Here is a 12,813-nt window from a genome sequence, read left to right on the forward strand (position 1 = left end):
TTTCTATTTTTGCAACCCGTTAAGGCGGTAAACTTTAAAACATTGACACTATGTACTGGACATTAGAACTCGCATCTTACCTAGAAGATGCTCCATGGCCTGCCACCAAAGATGAATTGATAGATTTCGCTATCCGTTCTGGTGCTCCACTGGAAGTTGTAGAAAACCTCCAAGAGCTGGAGGACGACGGTGAGCCTTACGAGAATATCGAAGAGATATGGCCGGATTATCCGACCAAGGATGATTTCTTCTTCAACGAGGACGAATATTAAAATAAAAAAGGAGCCATTTAGGCTCTTTTTTTTATTTTTGGGAATTGCTAAAATACAGCACTAAACCAAAAAAGTATGCTATTGCCCAATCTAAAGTAATAGGCATTTCAAAGACAATCATAACCTATGATTGAAAAAATACCCGTGTGTCTTTTCAAAAACGCATATCAAGGTTTGATTTGATCAACAATATTTGCTCTATACCCTATCTGATTATACGCTTTTTTTGCCAGTAACTTCAATTCATTGGCTCAACAGGTTGTTAATGGTCAATATCCACAAATATCCAATATCAATCTATATCGGAAGTCAGGTAAATCGGAATTTTGTAATGTTATTGGCAAAGTTCCGAATATCCATAATACCCTATTAGGTATCAGTATTCAAATAGCCATTAAAAATATTAAAGTCCCAAAACCAGTTTCAATTTGGGATAGCCCGTCTTACTCACAGGAACTTTCCCTCCAGATTTCAATATGAGTAAATAGCCATCCTTTTCGTAAGGCTCTATTTTTGTAATTTCTGCTACATTGACTATGTAAGATCGATGAACCCTTACAAAGAGTGAAGGAGGCAGGTGATTTTCAAAAAATTTCATGGTCTTATTTTTTAAAAACTTACCTTCTGCGGTGTAAATATTTACATAATCATCATTGGCCTCGAAGTACCTCACATTGTTGTAGGGAATAATTTTGATCTCACCCCGATCTTTTAGCACTATTCGTTCTACAGGTGTTGCCAAATCCTCAGAGATTCGACTGACTGACTTGTTTTGATCTTTTAACCTCATGAATTTCTCCAGAGCCTGTTCAAATCGAACCTTAGAAAAAGGCTTCAGCAAGTAATCAATTGCATGAGCATCAAAGGCTCTCATCGCATACTCATCAAAAGCTGTGGTAAAGATAACCGCAGGTTGAACCTCCAATAACTCCAACATCTCAAAACCCGATATCTTGGGCATTTGTACATCGAGAAACACCAAGTCTGGCTCATGATTTCTGATAGCTTTCAAACCATCAAAACCATCATGACAAATTTGAACTACTTCCAGCTCCGGAAAAGACTCTAAAAAATCCTCCACGATTTCCGCAGCTAAAGGCTCATCATCAATTATTACTACTTTGATCATAATTTTGAGGGATACTGATTTCTACTACATACTTATTGGACTCTTTGATCACTTGCAATAGATCATGCCTGCCAAACAACAAATATAACCTTCTCTTGATAGCGCTCTGACCAAAACCCTCTCCAGGAGCTTGACCTGCATTTGGATCGTAGGGATTGATTACTTTCACCCTCAAGTATACTCCATCCGTCACAAACAAAACTTCTATGGCTACTTCGCCCAGCACACCATACAACCCATGCTTAATCGCATTTTCTAACATCGGCTGTATAAGCAATTGTGGAACCATACAGGTTATGGCTTCATGCTGAACTTGAAAGTCTGTACGCAGTCTGTACCCAAACCTAACCTGTTCTATTCCTACAAACAGCTGAAGATATTCCAATTCCTCTTCTACAGTAACCCATTTCCTATCATCCTTTCTGATCGTTTTTCTCAAAAACTCCGAAAGCTGTACTATCATTTCTCTAGCCTCCTCTGGTCTTTTTCTCAATAAAGAACTGATAGAATTCAGACTATTGAAAAGAAAATGAGGCTGCAATTGCTGTCTCAGTTGATACAATTCAGCTTCCTTGGCTAATTGTTTAATTTGTTCTTCGCGTTCTTTTACTTGTATTTGAGAATCGAGTTTTGACTGCAGTAGTAAAATCAGCGCATAACTCAACGAAACAAGAAATAAGAAAAACCACCTTATCAAATCAATTTTGAATACAAAAGCGTGATAGGGGTCTTCTGAACTTAAAGAGTACTCAAGTGTGAAGCCAGCAGCCGCATTTACCAAAACCGAAACAAGGAAAGGGAAAAGTAAGAACACCAAAAAATGCCTTCCTTGAGGAGAATAATATTTGAAAATATTGTCTAGTAAAAAAAAACCGACTACTAAATAAACTGTATGGACACCTGTAATCAAAAGTGCCTTCATATACCCTGGCTCAAACAAATGTATAAGGTAGGCCACTCCAAAAACCCATAAAAGGATAATCAGAGTGGCTTTATATCTATGAGCAGCGCTATGCTTGAAGGTATTTGAAATCACAGGTACAATTTGGCTTAGAATGATTTAATCTCCAAACCACCAAGCACTACAGATCCATATATTTTCAATACTTTTTTCGGATCTGGGCTTACATTCGAGAACATACGCTTATCCTCAATACCAGCTAGCACATTAGAAACATTCACTTGCACATTCCAATGCGGTGGTACGAGCAATTTGATACCCCCGAGAGCCACTTCCACATTGAGCATAGCAGGCTCAGTCAAATCAGCTTGAGATAGATCAATCTCAGAACCTCCAAGAATGGCTGATATTTTTCCCCCTCTAAAATTCTTCGATAAGATTCTCTTTTGATCACCAGAAAGAAATGCTTGGGATGAAATGATCTCTGGCTCAAAAGCCGATCCCTCAGATTTAATTTCCTCAGCATCGATATCTACTGTTGCTGAGCCTTGATAACCAAACCCTCCCCCAGGTGAAGAAGATCCGAACATTTGACCTTTTGAATCGAAATGGTGAGGAATATTTCTTTTTTGATTTGCTAAGAAATACAATCCTGCTCCTATCAATCCAAGGGCAATAACATATCCTTCAAAACCATACGGTAGATCTACATACTTTTTGAGCAAGAAGAACGAACCGAAGATCAAGAAAAAATAACCCGCACCACTTTTGAATTGTGAGTTGATTAAAATTACTAATCCGACACAAAGGAAGATTACTGGCCATGAAAACAACCAAACTGGTAAAATAAACCCAAGTTTTTTCACCAAGATGATCCCGCCTATTACGATGAGAATGATTCCCAAAGTATAGTTATTGCTTTGATTTTTGAAATTAGTATTTGCCATGTTTATAAGTTTTTGGTCATTTATAATAATCCAAAATTAACACTCATAAAATCATCACAGCTTATAGAATAGGCGGGAGAAAGCAAAAACTCGGTGAATTACCCTTATCAGTCGGTGAATTTTCACCTACTCAATAAAAAAGAAGCATAATCCATATCTTCTGGTGTAGTCAGCTTAATATTTTCTGGATTCCCCGCAATCAAAGTCACTTGCCAGCCTTGATGCTCATATACTGTAGCATCATCAGTAAAAGTATGCAATTCAGTAATTTCAAAGGCTTTCTTAATTTTTGCCAATTGAAAAGTCTGAGGAGTCTGAACAAGTCTAAAATACTGTCTTTCTTGATAGACAGATTTGCCATCATCTAGGAGTTTACGTACTGAATCCTTTAATGCTATCACAGCTATGGCACTGCCACGTGTCGCAGCTACCGCATAAGACTCATTGATTACTGATGCTTGGACAAAAGGTCGAACGCCATCGTGTATCGCAACAATCCCATCATTCCCTTCGATAGCCTTAAGTCCATTTCTTACAGATTGAAACCTACTCTTACCGCCAGCGACCAAGTGATGGGGAATCTGAAAATTATGCTTGTCACATAGCTCTCCCCAAAGCTCAAAATCATTCTCAGGAATCACAAGGATCAATTTCACTTCCGGTTCAGCATGAGCAAACTTTCTTAACGTATGCATCAGCACTGGTTGATCATTGAGAAGTAAATATTGCTTTGGCATGGGAGCTCCCATTCTTGTCCCGCTACCTCCAGCCACTATTATCGCATATTTGATCATTATTCCTTTGATTTTTTGGATGGCAAAGTTGACAAATTGTTGAAAATAAAAAAAGGCTCAATTTGAGCCTTTCTATTATTAAATGATTAACATCGCATCTCCGTAGGAGAAAAACCTGTACTTCTCTTTGATGGCTTCTTGATAGGCTTTCATAATCAAATCATAACCACCAAAAGCTGCAGCAGTCATCAGGAGAGTTGATTCTGGAAGGTGGAAGTTGGTGATCAGTGCGTTAGCGATTTTGAAGTCATAAGGTGGAATGATGAATTTATCTGTCCAGCCATTGCTTACTTTTAACCTGTTGTTTGCAGTCACCGAAGACTCTACCGTTTTGAGTACAGTAGTACCTACTGAGACTACCCTTCTTTTATGATCCAAAGCATCATTTACCAATTCTACAGTCTTTTCAGGAATATCATAATTCTCTGAGTCCATTTTATGCTTGGTAAGGTCTTCCACATCTACTTGTCTAAAAGTACCTAGACCGACATGAAGTGTGATTGGAGATACCTCTACACCTTTAAGTTCAAGCCTCTTTAGCAAATGAGGAGTGAAGTGTAAGCCTGCGGTAGGTGCTGCTACAGCTCCTACGTGCTCTGCAAAAATAGTCTGATACCTATCCCTATCTTCAGGTTCTACTTTTCTATCTATGTACTCTTTCAGTAAAGGTGTCTCTCCCAATGAATCAATAGTCTTATAAAACTCTTCGTCTGTCCCATCAAAAAGGAACCTGATCGTTCTTCCCCTAGAAGTTGTATTGTCTATAACCTCGGCTACCAAATCACTATCTCCAAAATAAAGCTTGTTACCTACACGGATTTTTCTAGCAGGGTCTACTAAAACATCCCACAATCTAAGTTCTTGATTAAGTTCTCTCAAGAGAAAAACTTCGATTTTAGCTCCTGTTTTTTCCTTATTTCCATAAAGACGCGCTGGAAACACCTTTGTATTGTTCATTACAAACACATCTCCATCACCAAAGTAATCAGTGATTTCTTTGAACATCTTGTGCTCAATTTCCCCCGTTTTCTTATGAACGACCATCAATCGAGACTCATCTCTGTTCTCTACTGGATATAAGGAAATTAGTTTTTTTGGAATTTCGAATTTAAAATCGGATAACTTCATATAGAATGATGTAGTGTGCTTTTGTTAAATTTTACGGTACTTTGTAAAAACTGCAAAGTTAACAAGAAAAATCCCGAAAACTATCCTATATTGGGAATTAGTTTTCAAAAACACAAGCATTTACCGTGATCGTAATCAAACTTATCTGGGAAAGCATAAGATTTGCTATTCAAGCCTTGAAGTCCAATCTCACCAGGACTATCCTATCTCTACTCGGTGTTACTGTTGGTATTTTTGCCATTATTGCTGTTTTTACATTAGTTGACTCTTTAGAGAATAACATTAAAAATAGCCTTAGTTTTCTAGGCAACAATGTCATGAGTATTGATAAATTCGACTATGTATCCAGTGGCCCAGAATATCCATGGTGGAAGTATTTTCGTAGACCAAACAATTCTTACTCAGAGTACACTTTCCTTAGCTCAAGTGTAAAAAACGCAGATGCTGTTACTATTTTTGCTGATGCCAATGTCACTGTACAAGCTGGGAACAACAGCTACAGTGGCACATCACTTAAAGGTGTGGCCTTCTCCTATAAAGATGTCTACGACGTACCAATAGATGTGGGCAGGTATTTTACAGAGCTTGAAATCACCTCTGCCAGAAACGTCATCATCTTAGGGGTGAAAATTGCAAAATCATTATTCCCTAGCACAGACCCCCTCGGTAAAGAAGTCAAGATTAGAGGTCAGAAATACGTGGTAATTGGCTTATTTGAGGAGGAAGGAGAGGCTCTTTTTGACACTCCCTCCAAAGATGAAGCGTGTATGATTCCTTATGGCAGCTTTACTAAGCTTTACAATGTCGGAAGGTATGGCATGGGACCAAGTATCGCTCTTAAAGGCCGTGAAGATGATACTGGCTTGATTTCTTTAGAAAATGAAGTAAGGGGACTCATGCGAGCCAAAAGAGGACTCAAACCTACTCAAGAGGATGATTTTTCTATCAACAAATCTGAATACATCATGAATACAATCGGGTCGATTTTCGATGTCATCAGTGGCGCGGGATGGATTATTGGTGGATTTTCTATCCTGGTTGGAGGTTTTGGAATTGCCAATATCATGTTTGTCTCTGTAAAAGAAAGGACGAACATCATCGGTATACAAAAATCACTTGGGGCCAAAAATTACTTTATCCTCTTCCAGTTTTTATTTGAAGCGATGTTCCTCAGTTTGATTGGAGGTATTACAGGAATCATCATGGTGTTCTTGATTACCTTTATTGACCTTGGTTCGCTTGAGCTAATTCTTTCCTTATCCAATATCATATTGGGTCTGGGTGTATCATCACTTATAGGAATAGTATCCGGTATAGTACCAGCAACTCTCGCCGCAAGGCTAGATCCTGTGGAAGCTATAAGATCAACTTGATCAAACACACAATATACAAAAAAAAGACCTGCTGAATACAGGTCTTTTTTTTCGCTTTTCTTACAGCAAGCAAGTGGATGAACTTAATCGTGAAAAATGATTCGGTCATTTTCTCCTCAAGATGCTAAAAAGCACTTTGATAGGCTGCTTCTATGATTTTTTTTATAGAGTTTTGATTGATGTCAGTTCATATGGGTAAATTAACCTTGAAAGATCGAAGGTCTATCAAAACTCCAAGACAGACTTTAATAAACTCTAGCCAAGAATCGTTTACCACCATCCTTAAACAGTCCCTTCGCTCAACTTTCTCCCAACTCTTCTGGCAAAGAAGCGGCGCCAACTCCAGCCTTTTCTTTGATCTTCTTTTCCAACTCTTCCATGAGTTCAGGATTATCTAGTAAGAGTGATTTTACAGCATCTCTACCCTGACCTAATTTGTTGCCCTCATAAGAGAACCAAGAGCCAGCCTTTTTGATAATGTCAAATTCAACACCTAAATCAATGATCTCCCCTACTTTGGAAATCCCCTGACCATACATGATGTCGAATTCTACCACTTTGAAAGGAGGTGCTACTTTATTTTTTACAACTTTTACTTTTGTTCTATTACCCAACACATTATCCGCCGACTCTTTGATCTGACCTATTCTCCTGATATCCAATCTCACTGAAGCATAAAACTTCAAAGCATTACCCCCTGTGGTGGTCTCTGGACTACCAAACATCACCCCAATCTTATCCCTAAGCTGATTGATGAATATACATGCACATCCTGTTTTGTTGATAGCACCTGTGAGTTTTCTAAGTGCTTGAGACATCAACCTTGCCTGAAGCCCCATCTTGCTATCCCCCATATCGCCTTCAAGCTCCCCCTTTGGCACCAAAGCTGCCACAGAGTCAATCACGATGATATCTATTGCTCCAGATCTTATCAGATGTTCTGCAATTTCCAATGCTTGCTCACCATTGTCTGGCTGTGAGATTAAAAGATTCTCAGTATCGATGCCCAATTTTTCAGCATAAGTTTTATCAAAAGCATGTTCTGCATCTATAAATGCAGCCAAACCACCCGCTTTTTGCGCTTCAGCTATACAGTGCATGGTCAAAGTTGTCTTTCCAGAAGACTCTGGCCCGTATATCTCAATCACTCTCCCTCTTGGAATCCCACCTACACCAAGTGCCATATCAAGACCTAGAGAACCAGTAGAGATCGTCGGCACGTCCTGTACTTTATTGTCACTAAGCTTCATTACTGTTCCCTTACCATAGGTTTTTTCCAACTTATCTATGGTCAACTGTAATGCTTTAAGTTTTTCTGTATTTGCGTTCATATTTTAAAATTAACTATTTACTAATTTGAATTTGTGAATTTAATCATTGATAATTGGAACAACAACCCGACACATCAACCTAGTCGGATAATTTCGTATCTACAACACGATTCAAATCTTTGCGTTTCAAGTATGTAATCGTAAAGATTGGAATAAGATTTGAAAAGAATTGTTTGAAAATTATAAATAAATGAAAAACCAGCTCAAATTGTCAGTAATTGTCGCATTTGTACTTTGCTTAGCAAGTCTAACCGCACATGCACAGTCAAAAAACAGTGCCTTCAAGCATGGTGAGGAGCTTACTTTTAAGGTCTCCTATGGATTCCTCGATGCAGCAGAAGCAAAGATGAAAGTCAATCCTCAGGTAAGCACTATCAATAGCAACCCTGTATATAAAATAGATGTGACAGGGCAAACACTCGGCATTTTTAAACTTTTTAAAGTGAATAATGTATGGGGTAGTTATTTAGACACCACTAACATTATCCCTCATCAATTCTATCAGCATATTGAAGAAGGTAAATTTAGGAAAAATGAACGAATTATCTTTGACCATAAAAAGGGGAATGCCATGGTCCGGTTATATGATAAAGAAAACAAGAATGTAGTGGAGACTAAGGACTTCAAAGTCCCATCAAATGTGCAAGACATAGTCAGTGGCTTTTACTTACTACGCACCATGGATCTTTCCAAATACAAAAAAGGAGATACCATAGCTATCACTGGATTCTTCGACAAAGAAATATATAATATAAAATTAATATACGGAGGCAAAGAGAAGCTATCTACAAGTGTAGGAGACTTTGATACCTTTAGATTCACTCCCATCATGCCTTCTAATAAGCTTTTTCGAGGACAGCACCCAGTGACTGTATGGGTATCTGATGATGAGAACAAAATCCCACTTAAAATAAAAGCGAGGCTCATGGTGGGCGCTTTGAATATGGACATCACTGAAGCTAAGGGTTTACGTAATTAAATATTAAACTTCTATTAACATTTCGGTAACATTAAGCACTCGAATAAAAATTTAATGTTGTATTTAGGTTTCTCCAATAATAAAAGGCAAATTTATGCTAGGTCTTTTTATAGATTTGTATTAGAAAAAACCTGAAACCATCGTCACATACCCCATGAGTGAAAAACCGAAAGTCAAAGTCCTAGTAGTAGATGATGAACCTGATATTGTAGAAATCCTCTCCTACAACCTCAACAAAGAAGGTTACGATGTGGCAACTGCTGAAGATGGCGTCAAAGCCGTAAAGACAGCGGCAAAATTTATTCCCGATGTCATTTTGCTTGACATCATGATGCCTCACCAAGACGGGGTAGAAACATGCCGTCAAATCCGAGAAATCCCTGAACTCAAAAATACTTTTATTATATTCTTGACTGCTAGATCAGAGGAATACTCCGAAGTAGCTGCATTTGATGTAGGTGCTGATGATTATATCACCAAACCTATCAAGCCAAGAGCATTGATGAGTAGAATCGCAGCACTTTTCAGAAGAGAAGCAAAAAAAGAGCAGGAACTCACTCAAATCAAGATTAAAGATCTCGTGATTGATAGAACGAGTTATACAATAGATAAAAGTGGAAAAACGATCATCTTACCTAAAAAGGAATTCGAACTTTTGTATTTTCTGGCAAAAAATCCTAATATGGTGTTCAGTAGAGATGAACTTTTACAAAACATCTGGGGGGCAGACGTATACGTACTGGCACGTACCGTGGATGTTCACATTAGAAAAGTAAGAGAAAAAATCGGAGATGATTACATCACTACTGTCAAAGGAGTAGGATATAAATTCGAGTTGAACTGATTCACGATACATGCTTACTACATCGAGGGGGATTTCCTTATTATTAGCAATTGCTATTTCTACACTTACCGTAGCATTCCTCTTTTTATTAGACGATGCCACTGCTACCTTACTCTTGGTAGCAGGAGCAATTTCATTTTCGGTGGCCTATATTTTGATGAATCTTACTTTAGAGTTTTTGATATTCAAAGAAATATCAAACATCTACACTGTACTAGATAAAATCCAGAGAAAAGACCTATCGAATATCCACGTAAAATCAACTAGCACGTCCATTTCACCACTTAGAAAAATAAATAAAACCATAAACTCTTATGCTTTGGCAAAAAATAAGGAGATCGAAACCTTACAAAAAAACGCCACATTTAGAAGAGAGTTCATTGCAGATATCTCTCATGAATTAAAAACCCCGATTTTTGCTGCGCAAGGATTCATCCACACCTTACTCGACGGTGCTGTAGATGATGAAGAAGTAAGGTACAAATTTCTCAAACGAGCTGCCAAAAGCCTAAACTCTCTAGACAAACTCGTTCAAGATCTACTCACTTTGAATCAAATGGAAAGTGGAGTAATCAAATTTCACTTTGAAAAATTTGATCTCAAGGATATGATCTTGGAGGTCATAGAAGAATTGGAGCAAAAAGCTTCTAAGAGAGATGTGCTCATAAGATTCTATTACGATAAATCGAAAACTTTTCCTACCACCGCTGATAAAGATAAGATTTTCCGAGTATGCCAAAACCTTATTTCTAATGCGATCAAGTACAATCATGATGGTGGAGAAGTGGAGGTCAATTTACACACACACAAACATCAACATATTGTAGATGTAAAAGACAATGGTCAAGGAATACCACCAGAGGACTTAAAACGCATTTTTGAAAGATTCTATAGAGTCGAGAAAAGCAGATCTCGAGAAAAAGGTGGTACAGGTCTTGGACTGGCAATCGTCAAACATATACTAGAAGCACACAAGAGTAAGATCTCTGTCAGCAGCACAGTAGGCAAAGGCTCTATTTTTAGTTTTTCACTTCCTGTAGAGAAGGAAAAAAAGAAGATAGAAGAGTAATCAAGCTACAAAAAGTTCAAAAAGCTCATTCAAAGTACTTTGCAATTCATCCGAAAAGCCAATATGAGGCCTTGAAGTCTGAATCATTGAGCTCCGATTGGCTGTAAGCCAGCGAAATCTTGATGGTGCATCATGTCTTGCAATAGGGCTTTCAGATACTCTTCCTTGACAGATTGCTTCTATTGATTTTAAGTATTGATCAAAGATTTGCAAATCTGCATCTTTATCCAGGGCTTGAACTTTTGACAAGTCCGCCGTTAGCTTACAGCTTAGATACCCTTCTCGCTTGCAGCAAATTAGTACACCGACATTTACAAACTCCTCACGCTCTACCCTGGGCACTATGCGGAGGATGGCATATTCATATAAGTGCTTTCCTTGCATCTTCAGCTCCTTTTATAAATACTTCAAAATTCTTCAACCTTATTTTAAGAAAACTAGCGTATATTTCCTTACCCTCCTCCGCAGTCTCTACATCACGAGAAGCCAATATCCATTCATCGGGGATCATAGCTACTATTTCTTCGATTTTTTCATCAGTGATTTTAGCAATAAACTCTTCGCTCACAGCTTTCAAATCATTGGCATAAGGCAACAAAACATGGTCTTTGATCAAAGGAAAAGAGCTGATAGCTTGCTTCTCCCAATTATCCCAACTGTGATGAAAGAGAAATGATGCCCCATGATCAATAAGCCAAAGCTCCCTATTCCACAGCAGCATGTTGGTATTTCTATACGTCCGATCTACATTAGTAATGAAAGCATCTAGCCAGACAATTTTGGACGCTAAAACTGATTCCACTATTGTAGCACCTGGATCATAAGTAAGTGCCTTGGACAAAAAATGAAGGGCTAGATTCAATCCTTGACTACCTTTCAGCAAATCCTGAATCTCTTCATCGCCTTCAGAACGGCCAAATGCCTCATCCAAATTAGCAAAAACAAGTTCGGGTACTTTCAATCCAAGAAGTCTTGCTATCTCCCCTCCGAGTAGCTCTGCAATAAGTGCTTTTTCACGCTGGCCAGCACCTCTAAACTTGAGCACATAGCTAAACCCATCGTCAGCATCAGCTAATGCGGGCAAAGACCCTCCTTCTCTAAGTGGCATGATGTAGCGCATGACGTTTACCGTGCGAAGAGCCTTTTTGGTTACTTGATTATCCATTCACTTAAGTTTTCTAGTATCAAAGGTAAAACAAAAGAAGAACTGTTATCGAAATAAAAACAGGAAACTCCTTAAAATCAGAAAGTGAAGCTTCTCAAGTTTCTAGCTATAAAAAATATCAGTCGTGCCTCTGCCACTTTAAGACAGTGCTTAGCTTATCTCATAATCCACGAAAACCCCTTGGTTAGTAAATCGATCGCCTCTATGTAGCTTTGGCTAATCTCCAATTAGCCATTTGACATATTATGTCACACTGATAGTTGATTTAATACATCTCCCATTTAATTTGGCTCGGCTATCAAAACAAACATTTAAATCCGCAGACCATTCAGGTTTTTTTGACTACCAATCAGTCATTAGAAATAATAGGGTGAAACCCGAAAGGTCTATTACCACTATAAATCAATCAATTACAACATTCTCTTGCGAATTTTTAGTAAGTGAAAAATTATTGAATAAAATTTTTATATAATAAAGAAAAATAATAGACTTAATAAAACTATAAAATACTTCGATATGAGAACTTTCTAATGACGACAAGAAAATGATTTATAATATTAGACCTTAAAACATGTGATTATCATGAAAACATTAAAAATATTATTGGTATTCCTTTCATTGATACTTCTGGGATATAGTGATGACACAGCTCCAAATTTGATGAATATTAGCGCAAATATAAATATCTCAGTATTGAATCAAGCGGGAGAAAATCTTTTGGATCCAAATCAGTCTGGATCTTACGATCCAGAAACTCGACTTTGGCTATTTACTAGTTTGTAGAAAAAAAAGAGTCTCAATTTGGAATTGTGGCTCTTTTTTTAGACTTTTATATCTAGTTATATGACTAGATATGGGATATCCAACTAAAATTCAGCTCA

The 12,813-nt window shown here is 37.8% G+C and carries 14 protein-coding genes; 6 read left to right on the top strand and 8 right to left on the bottom strand.

The window, feature by feature from the left end; genetic code table 11:
• The first annotated feature begins 50 nt into the window (after positions 1-50).
• Complete coding sequence (locus tag MM214_RS16605) at positions 51-272, top strand: DUF2795 domain-containing protein (RefSeq protein ID WP_010855875.1); 222 nt, start codon at positions 51-53, stop codon at positions 270-272.
• Between the two features lie 403 nt (positions 273-675).
• On the opposite strand, the gene MM214_RS16610 is transcribed toward MM214_RS16605, so the two are convergent.
• From MM214_RS16610 to queA, 5 genes are all read right to left on the bottom strand, one after another.
• Entirely contained in the window at positions 676-1,401 is a 726-nt protein-coding gene (locus MM214_RS16610; protein WP_241297174.1) for a LytR/AlgR family response regulator transcription factor, read from the bottom strand.
• Positions 1,379-2,437, bottom strand: coding sequence for a sensor histidine kinase (locus tag MM214_RS16615; RefSeq protein ID WP_241297176.1), 1,059 nt, complete (start codon positions 2,435-2,437; stop codon positions 1,379-1,381). The genes MM214_RS16610 and MM214_RS16615 overlap by 23 nt, the downstream gene beginning before the upstream one ends.
• A gap of 14 nt (positions 2,438-2,451) precedes the next feature.
• Positions 2,452-3,249 carry a LiaF transmembrane domain-containing protein gene (locus MM214_RS16620; protein WP_241297178.1) on the bottom strand — a complete coding sequence of 266 codons (798 nt, stop codon included), beginning with the start codon at positions 3,247-3,249 and terminating at the stop codon, positions 2,452-2,454.
• 122 nt (positions 3,250-3,371) lie between these two features.
• Entirely contained in the window at positions 3,372-4,043 is a 672-nt protein-coding gene (locus MM214_RS16625; RefSeq protein WP_241297179.1) for a 2-C-methyl-D-erythritol 4-phosphate cytidylyltransferase, read from the bottom strand.
• 78 nt (positions 4,044-4,121) lie between these two features.
• The gene (gene queA, locus MM214_RS16630; protein WP_241297181.1) at positions 4,122-5,171 is read right to left on the bottom strand and encodes a tRNA preQ1(34) S-adenosylmethionine ribosyltransferase-isomerase QueA; all 1,050 of its coding nucleotides are present in this window, start codon (positions 5,169-5,171) and stop codon (positions 4,122-4,124) included.
• Between the two features lie 125 nt (positions 5,172-5,296).
• Between queA and MM214_RS16635 the strand changes: the two genes are divergently transcribed.
• Positions 5,297-6,544: an ABC transporter permease gene (locus MM214_RS16635; protein WP_241297183.1), complete on the top strand. Its 1,248-nt coding sequence runs from the start codon at positions 5,297-5,299 to the stop codon at positions 6,542-6,544.
• A gap of 299 nt (positions 6,545-6,843) precedes the next feature.
• On the opposite strand, the gene recA is transcribed toward MM214_RS16635, so the two are convergent.
• Entirely contained in the window at positions 6,844-7,875 is a 1,032-nt protein-coding gene (gene recA / locus MM214_RS16640; RefSeq protein WP_241297185.1) for a recombinase RecA, read from the bottom strand.
• Between the two features lie 190 nt (positions 7,876-8,065).
• Between recA and MM214_RS16645 the strand changes: the two genes are divergently transcribed.
• The 3 genes from MM214_RS16645 (at position 8,066) to MM214_RS16655 (ending at position 10,767) form a co-directional block, all read left to right on the top strand.
• Positions 8,066-8,854, top strand: coding sequence for a DUF3108 domain-containing protein (locus tag MM214_RS16645; protein ID WP_241297187.1), 789 nt, complete (start codon positions 8,066-8,068; stop codon positions 8,852-8,854).
• Between the two features lie 154 nt (positions 8,855-9,008).
• Entirely contained in the window at positions 9,009-9,698 is a 690-nt protein-coding gene (locus MM214_RS16650; RefSeq protein ID WP_241297189.1) for a response regulator transcription factor, read from the top strand.
• 10 nt (positions 9,699-9,708) lie between these two features.
• Positions 9,709-10,767 (top strand): sensor histidine kinase, encoded by a 1,059-nt coding sequence (locus MM214_RS16655; RefSeq protein ID WP_241297191.1) that lies wholly within the window; start codon positions 9,709-9,711, stop codon positions 10,765-10,767.
• Here MM214_RS16655 and MM214_RS16660 read toward each other — a convergent pair whose 3' ends face one another.
• On the bottom strand, positions 10,768-11,151 hold the full coding sequence (locus tag MM214_RS16660) for a DUF3037 domain-containing protein (RefSeq protein ID WP_241297193.1): 384 nt from the start codon (positions 11,149-11,151) through the stop codon (positions 10,768-10,770). It lies immediately after the preceding gene.
• Complete coding sequence (locus MM214_RS16665) at positions 11,129-11,932, bottom strand: HipA family kinase (protein ID WP_241297195.1); 804 nt, start codon at positions 11,930-11,932, stop codon at positions 11,129-11,131. The genes MM214_RS16660 and MM214_RS16665 overlap by 23 nt, the downstream gene beginning before the upstream one ends.
• Before the next feature lie 582 nt (positions 11,933-12,514).
• Between MM214_RS16665 and MM214_RS16670 the strand changes: the two genes are divergently transcribed.
• Entirely contained in the window at positions 12,515-12,715 is a 201-nt protein-coding gene (locus tag MM214_RS16670; RefSeq protein WP_241297197.1) for a hypothetical protein, read from the top strand.
• Positions 12,716-12,813 lie beyond the last annotated feature (98 nt).

This window comes from Belliella kenyensis (genome assembly GCF_022549675.1).
GTDB lineage: Bacteria > Bacteroidota > Bacteroidia > Cytophagales > Cyclobacteriaceae > Belliella > Belliella kenyensis.